Here is a 20,416-nt window from a genome sequence, read left to right as displayed (position 1 = left end):
CGTGAGCTACTCAGGCAGCATTCCCTCGACAGAGTCTTCCAGGGCCGTACTCGTGCTCGAGGATGGCAAGCGATTCGTCGGCAAGGCATACGGCGCCCGCGGCCAGACCCTCGGTGAGATCGTCTTCGCCACCGGTATGACCGGCTACCAGGAGACCCTGACCGACCCGTCATACGCCGGCCAGATCGTCATGATGACCGCGCCGCACATCGGCAACACCGGTGTGAACGACACCGACATGGAGTCGAAGCGAATCTGGGTGTCCGGTTTCGTCGTGCGAGAGCCGTCGCGTACCGTGTCGAACTTCCGCGCCCAGCGCAGTCTCGACGATGACCTCGAGTCGAATGGGGTTGTCGGTATCAGCGGAGTGGACACCCGCGCCATCACCCGCCACATCCGCTCCGCCGGAGCCATGCGCGCTGGCATCTTCTCCGGAGAGCAGCTCTCGCTCTCGGACTCTGAGCAGCTCGAACTCGTGCAAAACGCAGCCCAGATGCGGGGCCGCAACCTGTCGGACGACGTCTCGACGGTCGACCCGTATTCGCTGCCTGCCCAGGGTGAGCGCATCGGGTCTGTCGCGGTCCTCGACCTCGGCGTGAAGAAGTCAACGCTCAACTACCTCGCAGAGCGCGGCTTCGAAGTTCTCGTGCTCCCGCAGACCATCACGGCCAAGGACATCCTGTCGCTGAAGCCTGATGCGCTGTTCTTCTCCAACGGACCAGGCGACCCAGCAGCATCCGACGCCCACGTCGACCTGCTGCAGGAATGCCTGCGCGCCGGCCTGCCGTACTTCGGCATCTGCTTCGGCAACCAGCTGCTCGGCCGTGCACTCGGCTTCCGCACCTACAAGCTGCCGTTCGGTCACCGCGGCATCAACCAGCCGGTGCTCGACAAGACGACCGGTCGCGTTGAGATCACCTCGCAGAACCACGGCTTCGCCGTCGACATGCCCATCGAGGGCGAGCTCGACTCGCGCGCCGGATTCGGTCGCGTCGAAGTCAGCCACTACAGCCTGAACGACAACGTGGTTGAAGGCATCCGCTGCCTCGACATCCCCGCGTTCTCTGTGCAGTACCACCCGGAGTCTGCGGCTGGCCCGCACGACGCCAACCACCTTTTTGACCGGTTCAGGGAAGTCGTAGTGGCCCACAAGGCTGCTGCAGGAGCAGGAGACTCGAAGTAATGCCAAAGCGCGACGATATCAACAGCGTCCTCGTCATCGGATCAGGTCCGATCGTCATCGGTCAGGCCTGTGAGTTCGACTACTCAGGCACCCAGGCCTGCCGCGTGCTGCGTGAGGAAGGCGTGCGCGTCATCCTGGTGAACTCGAACCCGGCCACCATCATGACCGACCCCGACTTTGCCGATGCCACGTACATCGAGCCGATCACCCCTGAGATCATCGAGTCGATCATCATCAAGGAACGACCGGATGCCATCCTGCCGACCCTGGGCGGCCAGACTGCCCTGAACGCGGCGATCCAGCTCCACGAGCTCGGCATCCTCGAGAAGTACAACGTCGAACTGATCGGTGCATCGTTCGAAGCGATCCAGAAGGGCGAAGACCGCCAGATCTTCAAGGACCTGGTCATCGCTGCAGGAGCCGGCGTCGCCCGCTCCCACATCGCCCACACGCTTGAAGAGGCCGTCGGCTTCGCCGAAGACCTCGGCTACCCGCTCGTGGTTCGCCCGTCGTTCACCATGGGTGGCCTCGGCTCCGGCTTCGCGTACAACGAGGAAGAACTGCGCCGCATCGTGCGCGACGGCCTGCACCAGAGCCCGAACACCGAGGTCCTGCTTGAGGAATCCATCCTCGGCTGGAAAGAGTACGAACTCGAAATGATGCGCGACACGGCCGACAACACGGTCGTCGTCTGCTCCATCGAGAACGTCGACCCCGTTGGCGTGCACACCGGAGACTCGATCACCGTTGCCCCTGCCCTTACCCTGACCGATGTCGAGTACCAGAAGCTCCGCGACATCTCGATCGACATCATCCGCGCCGTCGGCGTTGACACCGGTGGCTGCAACATCCAGTTCGCCATTGACCCGGCAGACGGTCGCATCATCGTCATCGAGATGAACCCGCGCGTCTCGCGCTCCTCAGCGCTGGCGTCAAAGGCGACGGGCTTCCCGATCGCCAAGATCGCTGCGAAGCTGGCCATCGGCTACCGCCTCGACGAGATCCCGAACGACATCACCAAGGTCACGCCGGCCAGCTTCGAGCCGACGCTCGACTACGTCGTCGTCAAGGTTCCGCGTTTCGCGTTTGAGAAGTTCCCGGCCGCAGACCCGCGCCTCACCACCACCATGAAGTCCGTCGGTGAGGCAATGGCCATCGGTCGCAGCTTCTCCTCCGCACTGCAGAAGGCACTTCGCTCGCTGGAGAAGCGTGGCTCCTCGTTCCACTGGGGACCTGAGACCCGCACCATCGACGAGCTGTTGTTCGAGGCTGAGATCCCAACAGACGGTCGCATCGTCACCGTGCAGCAGGCGCTTCGCAAGGGTGCAACCATCGAGCAGGTCTTCGAAGCCACGAAGATCGACCCGTGGTTCCTCGACCAGATCGTGCTGATCAACGAGGTGGCAGACGCCATCGCCGCCTCAGAGACCCTCGACACCGACACGCTGCGCACCGCGAAGGACCACGGTTTCTCCGACGCCCAGATCGGTGAACTCCGCGGCTTCGGCGAAGCGGATGTGCGCAAAATTCGTCACATCCTCGACGTGCGCCCGGTCTTCAAGACCGTCGACACCTGTGCTGGCGAGTTCCCCGCGCTCACGCCGTACCACTACTCCAGCTACGACCAGGAGACAGAGGTTCAGCCGAGCGACCGCAAGAAGGTCGTCATCCTGGGCTCAGGCCCGAACCGCATTGGCCAGGGCGTCGAGTTCGACTACTCCTGTGTGCACGCCTCGTTCGCGCTGTCGGAAGCCGGCTACGAGACGATCATGATCAACTGCAACCCTGAGACGGTCTCCACCGACTACGACACCTCAGACCGCCTGTACTTCGAGCCGCTGACGCTCGAAGACGTGCTCGAGGTCATTCACGCCGAAAGCCAGAGCGGCGAGCTCGTCGGCGTGGTCGTGCAGCTCGGCGGCCAGACGGCACTTGGCCTGGCCAAGGGCCTCGAGGCCGAAGGCATCCCGATCCTCGGTACAACTCCAGAGGCGATCGACCTCGCTGAAGAGCGCGGTCTGTTCTCCGAGATCCTCGACAACGCCAAGCTGCTCGCTCCGCGTAACGGCACGGCCACCGACTTCTCGGGTGCCGTCACCATCGCAGAAGAGATCGGCTACCCGGTCCTCGTGCGTCCGAGCTACGTGCTCGGTGGTCGCGGCATGGAGATCGTCTACGACAGCGCCTCGCTGGCCGACTACTTCAACCGCATGGCCGGTCAGGGCATCATCGGCCCGTCGCACCCACTGCTGGTCGACCGGTTCCTCGACGACGCCATCGAGATCGACGTCGACGCGATCTACGACGGCCACGAGCTCTACATCGGTGGCGTCATGGAGCACATCGAAGAGGCCGGCATCCACTCCGGTGACTCCAGCTGCACCCTGCCTCCCGTCACGCTCGGTCGCGCAGAGATCGACCGTGTGCGCGATGCAACCCTGGCTATCGCAGAGGGAATCGGCGTGCGCGGCCTGCTGAACGTGCAGTTCGCAATCGGCGCCGGCGTGCTCTACGTGCTTGAAGCCAACCCGCGCGCATCGCGTACAGTGCCATTCGTCGCCAAGGCGCTCGGCATCACGCTGGCCAAGGCAGCAGCGCTCATCATGGTCGGCAAGACCATCGCAGAGCTGAAGGCAGAGGGCAAGCTGCCTGAGATCGACGGCTCCCGCGTTCCGATGGACGCGCCGGTCGCCGTGAAGGAAGCCGTGCTGCCCTTCAAGCGCTTCCGCACCAAGGAAGGCAACGTCGTCGACTCCGTGCTCGGCCCGGAGATGCGTTCAACCGGTGAGGTCATGGGCATTGACCGCGACTTCCCGCGTGCGTTCGCCAAGAGCCAGCTCGCCGCCTATGGCGGAATGCCCGACTCCGGCACCGTCTTCGTCTCGGTCTCCGACCGCGACAAGCGCGCCATCATCCTGCCCGTGCTGCGTCTGCAGCAGCTCGGCTATGACATCATCGCCACCGAAGGCACCGCAGAGGTGCTGAAGCGCAATGGCATCGACGCCCGCATCGTCCGCAAGTACAGCGAGAAGACCAGCGAATCCGATGATTCGATCGTCGAGCTGATCAAGCGCGAAGAAGTTCAGGTCGTCATCAACACGCCAGGTGGTGGTTCGGCCCGTGCCGACGGCTACGAGATCCGCGCGGCCGCTGTCGCCGGCGACCTGCCGTTGTTCACCACGATCGCCGAGCTCAGCGCAGCTGTTGGCTCGATCGACGCAGTGAAGGAAGGCTTCACCGTGACGTCGCTCCAGGACTACGCACTGGCCAGGGCGGCTGCTCTGTGACACTGCAACACTCCAGCACCACCCTCCCAAGCTTCGGCGAACGTCTCGAGCAGACGTTCGCCGAGCGGGGGGCGCTCTGCGTGGGCATCGACCCACATTCCTGGCTCCTGAACGAATGGGGCCTGCCAGACACCGCGGCAGGCGCCGAATCGTTTGGGCGCACCGTCATCGCAGCAACAGCCGGCCAGGCCGGCATCGTCAAACCGCAGGTCGCGTTCTTCGAGAAGTTCGGCTCTGCCGGCTTCGTTGCGCTCGAGCGCGTCCTGGCGGATGCCCGTGCAGCGGGCCTCATCGTGATCGCCGACGTCAAGCGCGGCGACCTCGGCACCAGCGTCGAAGCCTACGGGCAGGCGTGGCTGTCTGCCGGTTCCCCGCTCGAAGTGGACGCCATCACCGTCAACGCCTACATGGGTGTCGGCTCGCTCGACTCCACGTTCGCGCTGGCTGCCGCTGGCGGCAAGGGCGTCTTCGTGCTGTCCGCGACCTCGAACCCAGAGGGACCGTCGATCCAGCAGGCCATTGTGGCGGATGGCGAGTTCGCCGGCCAGAGCGTCGCAGCCGCTGTGCTCTCCGGCGTCGCAGCCCGCAATGCGGCCGCCGACACCGGACTGCTTGGCTCCATCGGCGTCGTGCTCGGCGCCACCATCGACCTCGCGTCGTACGGCATCGACATCGATGCTGCACCGTCAACAGCACTCACTCCGGTACTGGCTCCGGGATTCGGTCACCAGGGCGGCGAGGTACGCGCCATGAATGACCTCTTTGGCGGATACGCCAGAGGGGTTATCGTGAGTGAATCGCGCAGTATATTGTCGTCAGGGCCAGCAAATCTAGCCCCCACGATTGCGAACCGAGTAGCTGAGGCAGGAGCAGTCCGTGGCTGAGCAACGTCCAACACCCCCCGATGTCGATCGCGTTGCCGCATCCAAAGCAGCTGTGGCGGCCCGTCGGGCCCGTGCAGCAGTGAAAGCGGATGTCGCTGCCGGTCGCCGAACCGCCCTTGACGTACTCGCGGCAGCGGTTAAAGACCCTGCCGGCGTCGAAGGCCGACTCCGCGTGACCGAGTTGCTCACCAGCATCCCGGCCATCGGCGTCACCAAGATGGAGCGCATCATGACATCCCTCGACATCTCGCCATCGAAGCGACTGGGGGGCCTCGGCACGCACCAGCGCGACCGCCTGCGCGATTTCCTCTCGACCAAGCCGACGGCCAAGCGCGGCAATGCCGACAGCAAGCTCATTGTGCTCGCCGGCCCGACGGCCGTTGGCAAGGGCACGGTGGCCACCTACATCAGGGAGAACTACCCCGATGTGCACCTCTCGGTCTCTGCCACCACTCGTGCGCCCAGACCGGGCGAAGTTGAGGGTGTGAGCTACTACTTCGTCGACGACGCTGAGTTCGATCGCATGATCGAATCCGGCGAGATGCTGGAGTGGGCACAGGTGCACAACGCGCACCGGTACGGCACTCCGCGTGGACCTGTCGATGCCGCCATCGCGAACGGTGACAGCGTGCTGCTGGAGATCGACCTGCAGGGTGCTCGCGCCGTGCGGCGGGCGATGCCCGAAGCTCGACTGGTCTTTTTGTTGCCGCCAAGCTGGGAAGAACTTGTACGTCGACTCATCGGTCGTGGCACAGAGGATTCCGCGGAACAGGCCCGTCGACTGGAGACAGCGAAGCTCGAATTGGCCGCCCAGGGGGAGTTCGATTTCCGTGTCGTGAACCATGACGTGGCCGAAGCCGCCAGAGAAGTCGTAGACTTGATGGAGATTCGCAAGGCATCTGCGCGCCCATAAGCCGCAATTCACCTTGATTTCGGCGTCAGGCTCGACGCCACAGCACCGGTTTGTGCGCGATATTCACCGCGTATGTCACCGATTGCAGAACTGCTCGTTGCACAAAAACTGCACTTAAGGAGTGTCACCAATGGCTACCAAGCCCACTGGCATCATTGACCCGCCCATCGACGACCTGCTGTCCAAGGTCGACTCCAAGTACGCGCTGGTCATCTTCGCGTCCAAGCGTGCTCGTCAGATCAACGACTACTACGCTGACCTGCACGAGGGCAGCCTGTTCGACAACGTCGGCCCGCTGGTCGACTCGACCATCGACGACAAGCCGCTTTCTGTGGCACTGCGCGAGATCAACGAGGACAAGCTCGTTGCGCGCCCCATCGTCGAGTAGTTCCTCGAGTAACTGAAATCTGAGCACGAGCGCGTACGGTGTTGACTCCTCGCACGATTGTCGTCGGTATCACCGGTGGCATCGCAGCGTATAAGGCAGTCAACGTCGTACGCGCTTTTGTGTTGCAGGGGCACTCAGTGCACGTCGTTGCCACGGAGGCCGCCCTGCGGTTCGTTGGCAAGCCGACGCTGGAAGCCATATCCAGAAACCCGGTGCACACCGACCTCTACGAGGGCGTCGCCGAGGTGCGGCACGTGGCCATCGGCCAGTCTGCCGACCTCATCGTCATCGCCCCTGCCACCGCGAACACCATCGCGAAGCTTGCGGCCGGCATCGCCGACGACCTGCTCGGCAACACGGTGCTGGCCAGCACCGCTCCCATCGTCATTGCTCCTGCGATGCACACCGAGATGTGGAACAACGCCGCAACAGTGGCGAATGTCGCGACCCTGCGCTCCCGCGGCATCACCATCGTGGGTCCTGGCTTCGGCCAGTTGACCGGCAGCGATGTGGGCGCTGGCCGGATGGAAGAACCAGAGGTCATCGTGGAACGCGCCATGGCCGTCCTCGAAGGCGAACCGGCGCTCCAGCGTGACCTGGTCGGTACCCGCGTCCTGATCAGCGCCGGCGGCACCAGAGAGCCACTCGACCCCGTCAGATTCCTCGGCAACCGCTCGAGTGGCAGGCAGGGCGTAGCGCTGGCGACGGCGGCAGCTGCGCGCGGGGCATCCGTTGTGCTCGTCGCTGCCCACCTCGAGGTGGCTGTTCCGGCCAACATCACGGTGCACACTGCCGGCACGGCGCAGGAGCTTGAGCAGGTCATGCGCGAAGAGAGTGCGAATGCCGACGTGGTCATCATGGCTGCTGCGGTGGCCGACTACCGCCCTGACGAGATTCGCGAAGGCAAGATCAAGAAAGAAGACACCGGCGACACCCTCACCCTGACGCTGGTGAAGAACCCAGACGTGCTGGCCGGCCTGGTCGCCGAGCGAAAGCCAGGACAGGTCATCGTCGGTTTCGCGGCTGAAACCGAGCAGGATGCCGCTGCACTTCTGGAGCTTGGCCGCGCCAAGGTTTCCCGCAAGGGCTGCGACCTGCTCGTCGTGAACCGCGTGGGCTGGACGCAGGGCTTTGCCACAGAGCGCAATGAGGTCATGATCCTCGATGCCCGCGGAGATATAGTAAAAGAGGCTTCCGGCAGCAAAATGTCGGTGGCCAATCGCATTCTTGATGTGATCGTTGAGCTCGATTCCTCACTCAACTAGCATCTCCCTCGATTAATACAGATGGGCCCCATGAGCGACCTTCGCCTCTTCACTTCCGAATCCGTGACGGAAGGTCACCCAGACAAGATCTGTGACCAGATTTCCGACTCAATCCTCGACGCACTGCTGGCGGAAGACCCGCACAGCCGTGTCGCGGTGGAAACACTCGTCACGACGGGCCTGGTCCACGTTGCAGGCGAGGTCACGACTGAGGCCTACGTCGAGATCCCGTCCATCGTGCGGAAGACCATCACCGACATCGGCTACAACTCGTCTGATGTCTGGTTCGATGGCCGCTCCTGCGGTGTCGAGATCTCCATCGGCGGCCAGTCACCCGACATCGCCCAGGGCGTCGACAACGCGTTCGAGACCCGCGAAGAAGACAGCGTCGACGATTTCGACCGACAGGGCGCCGGTGACCAGGGCATCATGTTCGGGTACGCAACGACAGAAACCCCGTCGCTGATGCCGATTCCCATCTGGATCGCGCACCGCCTCGCGGAGCGCCTCGCCGCCGTGCGCAAGTCTGGCGAACTCACCTACCTTCGTCCAGACGGCAAGACCCAGGTCACCATCGGCTACGACGGCATCATCCCGCGCACCGTCGAGACAGTCGTCGTGTCGACGCAGCACGCACCTTCGGTGTCAACGCACCGCCTGCGCGCCGAGATCGAAGAGCTGGTCATCCGCCCCGTTCTCGCCGGTGTCGAGCTGGAGTCAGCCGGCGCCACCGCGCTCATCAACCCGACAGGCCGCTTCGAGATCGGTGGCCCGCAGGGCGACGCCGGCCTCACCGGCCGCAAGATCATCATCGACACGTACGGGGGAGCGAGCCGCCACGGTGGTGGCGCATTCAGTGGCAAGGACCCGTCGAAGGTTGACCGTTCCGCCGCGTACGCCATGCGCTGGGTGGCCAAGAACGCCGTCGCCGCCGGCCTCGCCGAGCGCCTCGAGGTGCAGATTGCGTACGCAATCGGCAAGGCGGCACCCGTCGGGCTGTACGTGGAGACGTTCGGCACCGGCGCGCTCCCAGACGACCAGATCACCGCTGCGATCCGTGAGGTGTTCGACCTGCGTCCGGCTGCGATCATCCGCTCACTCGACCTGCTGCGCCCCATCTACGCGCAGACGGCCACCTACGGTCACTTCGGCCGCGAGCTGCCCGACTTCACGTGGGAACGCCTCGACAGGGTCGACGACCTGAGAAGCGCAGCCGGGCTCTGACGATGACGCGCACCGGCCGTGTGGCGCGGGTGCTCATCGACTCACCGCTGCCGCAGCTCGACCACCTGTTCGACTACAGCATCCCTGCGGAGCTCGAGTCCGTTGCCCTGCCAGGGGTGCGGGTGAAGGTGCCGTTCCGCGCCGGCCGCATCGCCGACGGGTACCTCATCGAGGTGATTGATACTGCGGCTTCGTCGGCGGTGACCTCGGACGGCGATCAGGGTCTCCTGCCGCCGGGAACGGATGCGACCCCTGACGTGGCCTTCAGCGGCAAGCTGAGTCCACTCGACTCTGTCGTCTCGCCCGTGCAGGTGCTCACCCCTGAGGTGGCGAAACTGGCCCGCGCCCTCGCCGACCGTGCCGCAGGGAACGCGAGTGATGTCATCCGCTTGGCTGTGCCGAACCGACAGGTGCGTGCGGAGAAGGCCTGGCTGGCCGCGCGTGCTGCGGCGGCAGAGGCGGCGGATGCTGCGGGCGCAGAGCCTGCTCCTGAACCCGCGGACCTGGCTGTGTCGGCGCTGACAGCTGTCGGCTTCGAGGGGTACAGCGCCGGCGTCTTCGACCAGCTGGTTGCTGAGCAGCAGCGTGCCGCGGTTGCGGCCGTTCCGCGCCTGGTCGAACTGGCAAGTGGTGCCACTGTCGGCCACTGGGCACGCACGCTGGCCGAACTTGCGGTCGTCACCCTCCGCTCCGGACGCTCCGCACTGCTCGTGCTGCCCGACTATCGCGACCAGGACCAGGTTGAGGGCGCGTTGGCCGAACTCGTTCCGGCGTCAAGCGTCAGCAGGGTCGATGCCAGACAGACGGGAGCAGAGCGCTATCGCGCCTTCCTCGCCTGCCTCGAGCCGGAACCCCGCATTGTGATCGGCAACCGATCTGCCGTGTATGCCCCTGCCCACAACCTCGGCCTCATCGCTCTCTGGGACGACGGCGACCCGCTACACGCCGAGCTGCACAGCCCGTACGTGCATGCCAGGGATGCCGCGCTTGTGCGCCAGCAGGAATCCGGCTGCGCGCTGGCCTTCTTCGGTCATTCCCGCAGTGTGGAGACCCACAGGCTCGTTGAGCTCGGCTGGCTGGGCGAGATTCATCCAGAGCGGGTCGTGCACCCGAAAGTCATCCCCACCGCGTACCAGGCGTCTGACGACGAGCAGGCCAGGGTGGCACGAATCCCCACCGCTGCCTGGCGGGCCGCCAAAGAAGCTCTGGCTTTCGGCCCCGTCCTCGTGCAGGTTGCCAGCCCTGGCTATGCGCCTGTGCTCGCCTGCCAGACCTGCAAGCAGTCCGCGCGCTGCACCCACTGCCAGGGACCGCTCGGCCTGGCCACCAAGGGCGCGACGCCGTCGTGCCGCCTGTGCGGCGCCCTGGCTGTCTCGTGGCAGTGCAGTCACTGCGAAGGCCGCACGTTCCGTCTCGTCACGGTGGGCACCGCGCGCACGGCCGAAGAACTGGGCCGGGCGTTCCCTGGGGTACTCATCGTCATCGCCGACGGCGAACACACCATCCAGAACATCGGCGCGAGTCCTGCCCTGGTGATCGCGACCCGCGGTGCTGAGCCGATCCCCACCGGCGGCTATCGTGCGATCCTGCTGCTCGACGGTGAGCGGATGCTGGCCCGTGAGTCACTGCGCGTTGGCGAAGATTGCCTGCGCTGGTGGTCGAATGCCGCGGCTATGGCAGCGCCAAGAGCATCCGTCGTGCTCGTCGGCGTCGGGGGCGACCTGGCGCGCGCGCTCAACACCTGGCAGCCGGAGGCGTACGCGGGCAGCGAGCTCGCCGACCGCCGGACGCTCAGGTTCCCGCCAGCGGTTCGGGTGGCCTCTGTGATCGGCACAGACGCCGATGTCGCCGCAGCTGTCACCGAATTCAGCGACCAGCCCGGCATCGACGTGCTCGGTCCCGTGCCTGCCGATGCGGGCAAGGTGCGTGCTGTCGTGCGATTCGCGTACGCCTCAGGCGACGCCGTTGCCCACAGCCTGAAGGCGGCCGTGGTACGCAATGCCTCGCAGCGTCGAAAACGAACAGGGGGCGCCGCCTTTGTGCCGACCCCGACGCTCAAGGTGCGGTTCGACGACCCGGAGTTCGGCTAGCGGCTGCAACTGATCAGTCGGTAGACAGCGAGGACGGGACCCCCAGTGAATGCGAGGCCCCGTCACGACGACAGCTCAAACGCGACCGCGTTGCTATGTGGCGCTGGGCTTGGCGGATGCCGTGCTGGCCGATGCGCCGCCGGCAAGCGGGCCGAACGACATGTCGACCTCAGCCATCTCCATGACCGCGGTGGCCTCGATCAGTTCAAGCAGCGCAGGGTCGAGCCCTGGCGAGAACTCCTCGAGCCGTTCGGCGGCGATCACCGACGGGACTCCCTCAGGAGCCTGCTCGCTGGCGTCGAGGGTTGTACCGTCCCCAGAGGGCGAGAGCCCCTGGAAGATGCGGCCGGCCTCTGACTGGTCCGCGAGGTCGAACGTGTATTGCTTGCTCTGCAGTCCGAGGTCGACCAGCCGCTTCACTTCGGGGAACTTCTCTGCGTTGGTCTTCGGTATCGGCAGAGTCGCTTTCCAATTGACGCCGAGCGTCTCGAGCGCCTTCGCGTACGCGTTCTCATGCGCCTGGTCGCGCACAATCAGGTAGGCGATGGTTGACCGCGCGGTGGCGTTGTCCGTCATCTCGTAGATCCGACACTTCTGCAACCGACCCGTCGACTCGAGCATGAGGTTGTAGATCAGGTCGAGTACCAGGTTCCCGGAGTTGTAGACGTAGCTGCCGCTCCACGGATTGCCAGCAGCATCCACGGGCAATGCACCCTGCGCGCCGACCAGGTAGTGGTGGATGTTGCTCTCTGACAATGCAATCTTCAGGGGCGTTGCCCCCTTCGCGCCCGGGGTGTCAAGCGGGTCGTTCAGCTTGCCCTTATAACGCGGTGACCCGTCGAGTAGCCGGGAGATCGTCGTGCCGATCAACTCCACATGACTGATCTCTTCTGTTCCGATGCCCTGCAACAGGTCACGGTACGGTTTGGCGTTCGGGCCGCGGAAATTAATGCTCTGAAACAGGTATTGCATCATGGTGCGCATCTCGCCGAACTGGCCACCGAGGCCTTCCTGCAGGGCGTTGGCGGCGGCTGGATCCGGCTCGTCAACCGCGATCTCGTTGATCAATTGCTGCACGTGAAAATACATTGTTCCTCCGATGATGAGTGGTATTCACGGTCAAGCTGGTTTATGTTGATCCGCCGATACGGTACGTCCGGTGTGCAAGTTGGACAAGGCATTGCCGCCCGGCGGCCACATGGGGTAAACGCTCAAAACCGTGTCGTATCCGCTGCCTGACATCTGCCACGCGGCCCGTGGGAGTTCGCGGAGGTCCTGCTCGTGCCGGAGAATAGACGCAAGGGGTGTCGCCCGATGTGACAAGCATCTCGATACTCGGATCTGATTCTTCAACCCGGAGCTGTTCTCACCATGAAACTCGTCTTCGCTGGCACTCCGCTGCCCGCGGTCCCTTCCCTGGAAGCGCTCATCGCCTCCGACCACGAGGTGGCAACGGTCATCACCCGGCAAGACGCCGAACTCGGACGGAAGCGCGTTCTCACGCCCTCACCCGTCGCGACTGTCGCGGCGAGCAACGGCATCCCTCTCATCAAGGCCAACCGGCTCGACGACGCGGCGACAGAGGCCGTTCGTGCCATCCAGCCAGACCTCGGTGTCATCGTCGCCTATGGGGGACTCGTCCGCGAGCCCCTGCTGTCGGTGCCGAGGCTCGGCTGGATCAACCTGCACTTCTCCCTGCTGCCGCGATGGCGCGGCGCGGCACCCGTTCAGCACGCTGTCATTGCCGGCGAGCAGGAGACCGGCGCTGCCGTCTTCCAGCTGGTTCCCGCACTGGATGCCGGACCGGTCTTCGGCATGATCCACGAGCGGATCGGCGCTGACCAGACGGCCGGCGAGCTGCTCGAATCCCTCGGGGTGAGCGGCGCAGAGCTGCTCCTGCGTGTAGTCGACCAGCTGGCCGACGGCACAGCGAGGTCGCTGGAGCAGGTCGGAGAGGTCACCCTGGCCCCCAAACTCGGCCTCACCGATGCGCGCATCGACTGGACCACAACAGCGGATGCCGTCTACCAGCGGGTCCGCGGCGTCACGCCGGAACCCGGTGCGTTCACGATGATCGGCGATACGCGCCTGAAGCTGATTCAGCTGGCGCGCCCGGCAACGGAAGTGGCAGACGTCTCGCTGCCAGCCGGCGTCATCCGCTTGGTGGATGGCGCGGTTCTCATCGGCACTGGAACGACGGCCCTTGAGCTCGTGACGGTGCAGCCGGCCGGCAAGAAACCTATGCGTGCCACCGACTGGTGGCGCGGACTCGCAACAGAAGAAGTGGTGGCATCATGAGCGGCGACGACAGCACCAAGGGGCGTCCAGCTCAGCGGAACGGCGGCCAGCGCAGCGACCGCTCAGGGTCAGGGCAGGCCTCGCGGTCGCAGTCCCGGCCCCCGGCCGACTTCGTGCAGCCGGCCAGGCGGGTTGCATACGAGGTGATCGCTGCCGTGCGTGAGTCTGACGCATACGCGAACCTGCTGCTCCCCACCAAGATCAATCGCGCAGCGCTGAACTCGGCCGATGCCGGGCTCGCCACAGAGCTCACCTACGGCACCCTCCGGATGCAGGGCTACTACGACCGCGTGATCTCCCTGGCAGCGGCCCGCCCGGTCACCGCTATCGATCCAGCGGTGCTCGACGTGCTGCGCCTCGGTACGCACCAGCTGCTCTCCACCCGAGTCGCAACGCACGCCGCCGTGAACGAATCGGTGTCGCTGGCTCGCCAGGTGGCATCGCGGTCGGCTGTTGGCTTCTGCAACGGGGTGCTCCGCACCATCTCCCGCACGAGCGCCGACGAGTGGCGCGAACGCGTGCTCTCAGAGGCAACGACAGCCGACGACCGCCTCGCCGCCGAGTACTCGCACCCGGCGTGGGTGGTACGTGCATTCCGCCAGTCGTTGAAGGCCGAGGGTCGTGAGCATGAGCTCGTCGACCTGCTGGCCGCCGACAACGCAGCGCCGCGCGTCAACATGGTTGCCCTGCCAGGCCTGGTTCCGGCCGAAGAGGTGCTGACCCTGGGGGAGCCAGACCTGTACTCGCCGACCGGGTTCGTGCTCGACGGGGGAGACCCCCTCGACATGGTCACGTACTTCGACGGCCAGGTGCGCGTGCAGGATGAGGGCTCGCAGCTTGCCGCCCTCGCACTGTCCCGTGCCCGTGCCGTGCAACAGGGCGAGCGATGGCTCGACCTGTGTGCGGGCCCTGGCGGCAAGGCCGTGCTGCTCGCAGCAGAGGCCGCGCTGGGCGGCGCGGAACTCATCGCCAACGAGATCGTCCCAGCCAGGGCTCAACTGGTGCGGAATGCCCTGGCCGCCGTTCCAGAGGACGTTCCGGTCTGGGAGCTTGACGGCACCACGATCGGCCAGAAGCATCCAGAGGCCTTCGACCGCATCCTGCTCGACGCACCGTGCACCGGCCTCGGCGCCCTGCGCCGTCGCCCTGAAGCACGCTGGCGCAAGCAGCCGAGCGACGTCGCTGCGCTCTCCGGCCTGCAGTCGTCGCTCATCGACAGCGCCCTCGGTGCGCTGAAGCCCGGCGGCATCCTCGCGTATGTCACGTGCTCTCCGCACATCGCCGAGACCCGTGGCATCGTGGCCACCGCCCTGAAGAAGTGGAGCGGTCGCGCCACAGAACTCGATACCACTGCTGTCGTACGATCGGTGAGCCGCACCGAACTCGACCTGCCAGACGGCGGCACAAGTGTGCAGCTCTGGCCGCACCGCCAGGGCACGGACGCCATGTTCATCACCCTCATCGAACGCACCAGCTGATCCAGGAGCCGACAATGCCGACCAGAATCAACCCCAGCATCCTCGCTGCCGACTTCGCCAATTTCGAAAGCGAACTGGGTCGCATCAGCACCGCTGACCTCGTGCACGTCGACATCATGGACAACCACTTCGTGCCGAACCTCACCTTCGGCCTGCCGATGGTGCAGCGCCTGCAGGAGGTGTCGCCGATCCCGCTCGACGTGCACCTCATGATCGACGACCCGGACCGCTGGGCTCCCGGTTACGCCGAGGCCGGCGCGTTCTCTGTGACGTTCCACGCAGAGGCGGCAGCGGATGCCGTCACGCTGGCTCGAAAACTCCGCTCCATCGGCTCGCGGGCCGGAATCGCGCTGAAGCCAGGCACGGCCATTGAGCCGTACCTCGAGTTGCTGCCGGAGTTCGACCAGGTGCTGATCATGACGGTGGAGCCAGGCTTCGGCGGCCAGAGCTTCATGGAATCGACGATGCCGAAGCTCCGCACGCTCTCGGCTGCCGTCGAGAGCGCGGGTCTCGATGTCTGGATGCAGGTCGACGGCGGCGTCACGGTCGACACGATCGGCATCGCGGCTGAAGCAGGCGCGAACACGTTCGTCGCCGGATCCGCTGTCTTCAGGGGCGACCCTGCAGAGCAGATCGCGCTGCTGCGAGCCACGGCCGACGCACACACCCACGCCCACTAGCGCGCCCCTCGCAACGATGCCGGAGACGCGTGCGCCGGTGACGCCCAGCAGAGCCTAGTAACCTGTACCTGTGAAGAATTTCGACGAGCTTTTTGCTGAACTCCGCGAGAAGGCAGAAACCAGGCCCGTTGGTTCAGGGACGGTCCGGGAACTGGATGCGGGCGTTCACGCCATCGGAAAGAAAATTGTGGAGGAGGCCGCCGAAGTATGGATGGCGGCCGAGTACCAGAGCGATGATGAGACGGCGGAGGAGATCTCCCAGCTCATCTACCACCTGCAGGTCATCATGCTGGCCAAGGGACTGAGTCCCGCTGACATCTACCGACATCTGTAAACGGTCACCCACCGCTACAGAAAACAGTCGATCATGATCTCAGAAAGTAACGCCATGCCCAGTAGCTCAACGCTCAGAATTGCGATACCCAACAAGGGTTCGCTGTCCGAAACCGCCGCCCAGATGCTGTTCGAGGCCGGATACACCGGCCGGCGCGACCCGCGAGACCTCGTCGTCTCCGACCCGCGCAACAACGTCGAATTCTTCTACCTGCGTCCCCGCGACATCGCCACCTACGTCGGCTCAGGTGCGCTTGACGTCGGCATCACCGGCCGCGACCTGCTCCTCGACTCGCACTCGAGTGCCGCAGAGATCGCCAGCCTCGATTTCGGCTCATCCACCTTCCGCTTCGCAGGCCCCGCCGGTCGGTTCACGCAGCTCTCCGATCTGCAGGGCCTCCGCGTCGCCACCAGCTACCCTGGCCTCGTCGGTTCGTTCCTCGCCACGCACGACGTGAGTGTCGAACTCGTCACCCTCGACGGCGCCGTCGAATCCGCCGTGCAGCTCGGCGTAGCGGATGCCGTCGCCGACGTCGTCTCCACCGGCTCGACCCTGAAGAAGGCCGGCCTCGAGATCTTCGGACCCGTCATCCTCGAGTCGACCGCAGTGCTGATCAGCTCGACCAACGAGAACCCGGGCATCGCGACGCTGCTGCGCCGCCTGCAGGGCGTTCTCGTCGCACGCCAGTATGTGCTGATGGATTACGACATCCCGAAGAACAAACTCGACGCAGCCTGCGAACTCGCTCGAGGCATCGAGTCACCGACGGTGTCATCGCTGCACGACCCTGAGTGGGTCGCCGTGCGGGTCATGCTCCCGCGCACCGACATGAACAACGTCATGGATGCGCTCTACGAGCTTGGCGCACGCGCCATCCTGGTCAGCAGCATCCACAACGCGCGCCTGTAGTGGAGGGGGCATCGTGACACTGTCCGTACGCGTCATTCCGTGCCTCGACGTGGCCAATGGCCGTGTCGTCAAGGGCGTCAATTTCCAGAACCTGCGGGATGCGGGTGATCCTGTCGAACTCGCCAAGCTCTACGCAGAGCAGGGCGCAGACGAACTGACGTTCCTCGACGTCTCCGCGACCGTCGACAACCGAGCCACCACCTACGACGTGGTGCGCGCCACGGCAGAGCAGGTCTTCATCCCGCTCACCGTCGGCGGCGGCATCCGTAGCGTCGAAGACGTGTCGCGCCTGCAGGCCAGCGGTGCAGACAAGGTGGGCGTGAACAGTGCTGCCATCGCGCGCCCAGCACTGCTCACCGAGATCGCCGACAGGTTCGGCGCCCAGGTGCTGGTGCTCTCACTCGATGTCAAACGTTCAGACCGTACAGAATCCGGCTTCGTGGTGACCACGCACGGCGGGCGCACAGAGACCGATCTCGACGCCCTGGCCTGGGCTGCAGAGGCCATCGAACTGGGCGCGGGGGAGTTGCTCGTCAACTCCATCGACGCCGACGGGACCAAGCAGGGGTTCGACACAGAGCTCATTGCGCTGATGCGGTCCATCAGCAGCGTGCCCGTGATCGCGTCAGGCGGCGCAGGCAAGGCGTCAGACTTCCCGCCCGCGATCGCGGCCGGCGCGGATGCTGTGCTTGCGGCATCCGTTTTCCACAATAGGGAATTGACGATCAATGACGTCAAACAGGAACTGGCAGAGGCCGGAATGGTGGTGCGCTGATGGATGCCGCGTTGATGGATGCCAATGAGGCACTCTCGCGAGCGGCGTTCAACGCCGATGGGCTGCTTCCCGCGATCATCCAGCAGTGGGACACCCGTGAGGTGCTCATGCTCGGCTGGATGGATGCAGAGGCGTTGCGTCGCACTCTCACCGAGGGGCGCGTGACGTTCTGGTCGCGCAGCCGCCAGGAATACTGGCGGAAGGGCGACACATCGGGGCACGCCCAGTTCGTGCGCTCAGCCGCCCTCGACTGCGACGACGACACGCTGCTCGTTGAGGTCGAACAGGTCGGGGCAGCCTGCCACACGGGCAGCCGCACCTGCTTCGATGGACGCGGTATCGATGTCGTCGAGGGAGCTGCAGCATGAGTGCGGGTTTCGGCCAGACAGCCGGCTCCACCACGCAGGAGCAGTTCGCTGCGCTGGCCGATCGTGCCAGCGGCCATCGCGTCATCCCTGTGATCAGGGAATTGTTCGCAGACGGTGAAACCCCTGTCGGCATCTACCGCAAGCTTGCCAACGGCACGCCGGGCAGCTTCCTGCTCGAGTCAGCAGAGCAGGGCGGCATCTGGTCGCGCTTCTCGTTCGTCGGAGTCTCGTCGTTCGGCGTGCTCACCCAGCACGACGACGAGGTGCGCTGGCTCGACTACGGCCTCTCTGCCGAACGCGCCCTCGGCGACACCATCGAGCGCGGACCTCTTGTCGCCCTCGCGCACCTGTACGAGCAGTGGCAGACCCCGCGGCTGCCTGAGCACCCGCCGCTCACCGGCGGTCTCGTCGGCTTCATCGGCTGGGAGGCGATCAGGCAGATCGAACGCCTGCCGCACCAGGCCCCCGCCGACTACTCGGTTCCCGGCCAGGCGTTCAGCTTTGTCGCTGACCTCGTTGTCATCGACCACAAGTACGGCACTGTGCAGCTCATCGCCAATGTGCTGAACGACGGCGTGCAGTCCGCTGATGAGCAGTGGGCGGATGCTCAAACCAGGCTTGATTCGCTGCAGGCTCGCCTTGCACAGCCGGCAGAGGCCTGGCTGGCCGACGTCGACCTGTCGACGGCGCCGAACCCGACGCACCGCACGGAGAAAGCCGACTTCCTGGCATCCGTCGATACGGCCAAGCAGCACATCGTCGACGGCGACATCTTCCAGGTCGTCATCTCGCAGCGCTTCGACCAGGAGTGCACCGCACACCCGATCGACGTCTACCGGGTGCTTCGCAGCCTGAACCCGAGCCCGTACATGTACCTGCTCAGCCTCGAATCACCGAGCAACGAGCCGTACTGGATCGTTGGGTCCTCGCCGGAGGCGCTGGTGAAGGTGCAGAACGACCGCGTTTTCACGCATCCGATCGCCGGTTCGAAGCCACGCGGCACCACCCCTGAGGCCGACGCAGACTTTGAAACCGAACTCGTCGGAGACGCCAAGGAACGCGCAGAGCACCTGATGCTCGTCGACCTGTCGCGCAACGACCTGGCGAAGGTCTGTGCAGCTGGGTCCGTCGAGGTGACGGAGTTCATGCGCATTGAGCGCTTCAGCCACATCATGCACCTGGTCTCGTCCGTCGAAGGAAACCTGCTGCCAGACAAGAGCGCCATCGATGTTTTCCGGGCAACGTTCCCAGCTGGCACACTTTCCGGAGCGCCGAAGCCACGCGCGCTGGAGATCATCGATGCCCTCGAGCCGGCACAGCGCGGCGTGTACGGGGGAGTCGTCGGCTACTTCGGGTTCGCCGGAGACGCCGACCTCGCCATCGCCATCCGCACCGCGACGATCGCGAACGGCGTGGCCAGGGTGCAGGCAGGCGGCGGCCTCGTCGCCGACTCCGACCCGGCATCCGAATACCAGGAATCACTGAACAAGGCAGCTGCGCCACTGCGCGCCGTTGCCGTCGCCAACGCAATGCGAAGGGTCAACTAGTGCAGAGTGCACGCCGGATCAAGCTCGGCTTGATCCTCTTCATCCTGGTCTCCAGCGCCGTGGTTCTCCTCGCGTGGACACAAAACTGGGTACACGTCACCATCGGAGCGGATACCGGCAGCGAGATCGCGCTGACCGTCGACGGCGCAACGGCATCGCCGGCGCTGACCGCCCTTGCGCTGGCGGGCATCGCCCTGGCCGGCGCGCTCACGATCGCCGGTCCGGTCATCCGCCTGATTCTCGGCGTTCTGGAGATTCTCATCGGGGTGTCCGTGTTCATCGCATCGGTCAGCGTCGTGCAGTCCCCAGCAGCCGCCAGTGGGCCGGCCGTGACAGAGGCCACCGGAATCGCGGGGAACCACTCGATCCTGCTCACCGTGACCGACGCGTCAGTCACGGCCTGGCCGTACGTGGCCATCGTCGGTGCCGTGCTCATGCTCATCGCCGGACTGGCCGTGATCGTGACCGCGCGCCGGTGGCCTGGTCCGACCAAGCGTTTCCAGCCCGTTGCCCTTGCCCCCGTTGATGCCGCCTCGGCGGCTGCGCTGGCAGCGACCCACGCCACGGGAAACGCGGCTGTGGCAGCGGATGGCGCGTTGGGCGTGACCGCTGAAGCCGGCCCCGAAGCCGATTCCGAAGCCGATGCCGCAGCGGATGCCGTGGTTGACTGGGACGAACTGAGCCGCGGCGAAGACCCCACAGCTCCGTAATTACGGCGAAGAACCACCCAGGCGGGGGCATCGTGACTGATCCAGCCCGTTTCGAACCGCTAGACTAAAACCTGCACTTGAAA

18 protein-coding genes are annotated in these 20,416 nt (G+C 65.2%); 17 read left to right on the top strand and 1 reads right to left on the bottom strand.

Annotation, left to right across the window (positions count from 1 at the left end; translation table 11 throughout):
• Nucleotide 1 precedes the first annotated feature (1 nt).
• From carA to AC25Y4_RS04800, 8 genes are all read left to right on the top strand, one after another.
• The gene (carA, locus tag AC25Y4_RS04835; RefSeq protein ID WP_488119225.1) at nucleotides 2-1,183 is read left to right on the top strand and encodes a glutamine-hydrolyzing carbamoyl-phosphate synthase small subunit; all 1,182 of its coding nucleotides are present in this window, start codon (nucleotides 2-4) and stop codon (nucleotides 1,181-1,183) included.
• Nucleotides 1,183-4,470 carry a carbamoyl-phosphate synthase large subunit gene (carB, locus tag AC25Y4_RS04830; RefSeq protein ID WP_488119224.1) on the top strand — a complete coding sequence of 1,096 codons (3,288 nt, stop codon included), beginning with the start codon at nucleotides 1,183-1,185 and terminating at the stop codon, nucleotides 4,468-4,470. The genes carA and carB overlap by 1 nt, the downstream gene beginning before the upstream one ends.
• Complete coding sequence (pyrF, locus tag AC25Y4_RS04825) at nucleotides 4,467-5,354, top strand: orotidine-5'-phosphate decarboxylase (protein ID WP_488119223.1); 888 nt, start codon at nucleotides 4,467-4,469, stop codon at nucleotides 5,352-5,354. Before carB ends, pyrF begins: the two co-directional genes overlap by 4 nt.
• Nucleotides 5,347-6,267, top strand: coding sequence for a guanylate kinase (gene gmk, locus AC25Y4_RS04820; RefSeq protein WP_488119222.1), 921 nt, complete (start codon nucleotides 5,347-5,349; stop codon nucleotides 6,265-6,267). Before pyrF ends, gmk begins: the two co-directional genes overlap by 8 nt.
• A gap of 130 nt (nucleotides 6,268-6,397) precedes the next feature.
• On the top strand, nucleotides 6,398-6,655 hold the full coding sequence (gene rpoZ / locus AC25Y4_RS04815; RefSeq protein ID WP_488119221.1) for a DNA-directed RNA polymerase subunit omega: 258 nt from the start codon (nucleotides 6,398-6,400) through the stop codon (nucleotides 6,653-6,655).
• Between the two features lie 41 nt (nucleotides 6,656-6,696).
• Nucleotides 6,697-7,920 (top strand): bifunctional phosphopantothenoylcysteine decarboxylase/phosphopantothenate--cysteine ligase CoaBC, encoded by a 1,224-nt coding sequence (gene coaBC, locus AC25Y4_RS04810; RefSeq protein ID WP_488119220.1) that lies wholly within the window; start codon nucleotides 6,697-6,699, stop codon nucleotides 7,918-7,920.
• Nucleotides 7,921-7,950: 30 nt separating this feature from the next.
• The gene (gene metK, locus AC25Y4_RS04805; RefSeq protein WP_488119219.1) at nucleotides 7,951-9,144 is read left to right on the top strand and encodes a methionine adenosyltransferase; all 1,194 of its coding nucleotides are present in this window, start codon (nucleotides 7,951-7,953) and stop codon (nucleotides 9,142-9,144) included.
• Between the two features lie 2 nt (nucleotides 9,145-9,146).
• Nucleotides 9,147-11,234, top strand: coding sequence for a primosomal protein N' family DNA-binding protein (locus AC25Y4_RS04800; protein ID WP_488119218.1), 2,088 nt, complete (start codon nucleotides 9,147-9,149; stop codon nucleotides 11,232-11,234).
• 93 nt (nucleotides 11,235-11,327) lie between these two features.
• Here AC25Y4_RS04800 and AC25Y4_RS04795 read toward each other — a convergent pair whose 3' ends face one another.
• On the bottom strand, nucleotides 11,328-12,323 hold the full coding sequence (locus tag AC25Y4_RS04795; protein ID WP_488119217.1) for a manganese catalase family protein: 996 nt from the start codon (nucleotides 12,321-12,323) through the stop codon (nucleotides 11,328-11,330).
• Between the two features lie 282 nt (nucleotides 12,324-12,605).
• On the opposite strand from AC25Y4_RS04795, the gene fmt reads away from it, so the two are divergent.
• The 9 genes from fmt to AC25Y4_RS04750 all read left to right on the top strand — a co-directional run bounded on the left by fmt (nucleotide 12,606) and on the right by AC25Y4_RS04750 (nucleotide 20,333).
• Nucleotides 12,606-13,532 (top strand): methionyl-tRNA formyltransferase, encoded by a 927-nt coding sequence (gene fmt / locus AC25Y4_RS04790; RefSeq protein ID WP_488119216.1) that lies wholly within the window; start codon nucleotides 12,606-12,608, stop codon nucleotides 13,530-13,532.
• Entirely contained in the window at nucleotides 13,529-15,010 is a 1,482-nt protein-coding gene (locus AC25Y4_RS04785; protein WP_488119215.1) for an RsmB/NOP family class I SAM-dependent RNA methyltransferase, read from the top strand. Before fmt ends, AC25Y4_RS04785 begins: the two co-directional genes overlap by 4 nt.
• A 14-nt stretch (nucleotides 15,011-15,024) precedes the next feature.
• Nucleotides 15,025-15,690 carry a ribulose-phosphate 3-epimerase gene (gene rpe / locus AC25Y4_RS04780; RefSeq protein WP_488119214.1) on the top strand — a complete coding sequence of 222 codons (666 nt, stop codon included), beginning with the start codon at nucleotides 15,025-15,027 and terminating at the stop codon, nucleotides 15,688-15,690.
• Nucleotides 15,691-15,760: 70 nt separating this feature from the next.
• A complete protein-coding gene (locus AC25Y4_RS04775) occupies nucleotides 15,761-16,024 on the top strand; it encodes a phosphoribosyl-ATP diphosphatase (RefSeq protein WP_488119213.1) in 264 nt (87 codons plus the stop codon).
• 54 nt (nucleotides 16,025-16,078) lie between these two features.
• Nucleotides 16,079-16,933 (top strand): ATP phosphoribosyltransferase, encoded by an 855-nt coding sequence (gene hisG, locus AC25Y4_RS04770; protein WP_488119212.1) that lies wholly within the window; start codon nucleotides 16,079-16,081, stop codon nucleotides 16,931-16,933.
• Between the two features lie 13 nt (nucleotides 16,934-16,946).
• Entirely contained in the window at nucleotides 16,947-17,708 is a 762-nt protein-coding gene (hisF, locus tag AC25Y4_RS04765) for an imidazole glycerol phosphate synthase subunit HisF (protein ID WP_488119211.1), read from the top strand.
• Nucleotides 17,708-18,076: a phosphoribosyl-AMP cyclohydrolase gene (hisI, locus tag AC25Y4_RS04760; RefSeq protein ID WP_488119210.1), complete on the top strand. Its 369-nt coding sequence runs from the start codon at nucleotides 17,708-17,710 to the stop codon at nucleotides 18,074-18,076. Before hisF ends, hisI begins: the two co-directional genes overlap by 1 nt.
• Complete coding sequence (locus AC25Y4_RS04755; RefSeq protein ID WP_488119209.1) at nucleotides 18,073-19,623, top strand: anthranilate synthase component I; 1,551 nt, start codon at nucleotides 18,073-18,075, stop codon at nucleotides 19,621-19,623. Before hisI ends, AC25Y4_RS04755 begins: the two co-directional genes overlap by 4 nt.
• Nucleotides 19,623-20,333, top strand: coding sequence for a Trp biosynthesis-associated membrane protein (locus AC25Y4_RS04750; RefSeq protein WP_488119208.1), 711 nt, complete (start codon nucleotides 19,623-19,625; stop codon nucleotides 20,331-20,333). The genes AC25Y4_RS04755 and AC25Y4_RS04750 overlap by 1 nt, the downstream gene beginning before the upstream one ends.
• Nucleotides 20,334-20,416: the final 83 nt, after the last annotated feature.

The organism is Leifsonia sp. Y878 (genome assembly GCF_057669685.1).
This window is presented reverse-complemented; position numbering and strand designations above follow the sequence as displayed.

What these genes read in the sequence shown, in the direction of transcription:
- rpe (WP_488119214.1), top strand. Translation starts at nt 15,025, where the DNA reads ATGCCGACCAGAATCAACCCCAGCATCCTCGCTGCCGACTTCGCCAAT.
- hisG (WP_488119212.1), top strand. Translation starts at nt 16,079, where the DNA reads ATGCCCAGTAGCTCAACGCTCAGAATTGCGATACCCAACAAGGGTTCG.
- AC25Y4_RS04800 (WP_488119218.1), top strand. Translation starts at nt 9,147, where the DNA reads ATGACGCGCACCGGCCGTGTGGCGCGGGTGCTCATCGACTCACCGCTG.
- AC25Y4_RS04795 (WP_488119217.1), bottom strand. Translation starts at nt 12,323, where the DNA reads ATGTATTTTCACGTGCAGCAATTGATCAACGAGATCGCGGTTGACGAG.
- hisI (WP_488119210.1), top strand. Translation starts at nt 17,708, where the DNA reads ATGGATGCCGCGTTGATGGATGCCAATGAGGCACTCTCGCGAGCGGCG.
- metK (WP_488119219.1), top strand. Translation starts at nt 7,951, where the DNA reads ATGAGCGACCTTCGCCTCTTCACTTCCGAATCCGTGACGGAAGGTCAC.
- carB (WP_488119224.1), top strand. Translation starts at nt 1,183, where the DNA reads ATGCCAAAGCGCGACGATATCAACAGCGTCCTCGTCATCGGATCAGGT.
- AC25Y4_RS04755 (WP_488119209.1), top strand. Translation starts at nt 18,073, where the DNA reads ATGAGTGCGGGTTTCGGCCAGACAGCCGGCTCCACCACGCAGGAGCAG.
- AC25Y4_RS04785 (WP_488119215.1), top strand. Translation starts at nt 13,529, where the DNA reads ATGAGCGGCGACGACAGCACCAAGGGGCGTCCAGCTCAGCGGAACGGC.
- rpoZ (WP_488119221.1), top strand. Translation starts at nt 6,398, where the DNA reads ATGGCTACCAAGCCCACTGGCATCATTGACCCGCCCATCGACGACCTG.
- fmt (WP_488119216.1), top strand. Translation starts at nt 12,606, where the DNA reads ATGAAACTCGTCTTCGCTGGCACTCCGCTGCCCGCGGTCCCTTCCCTG.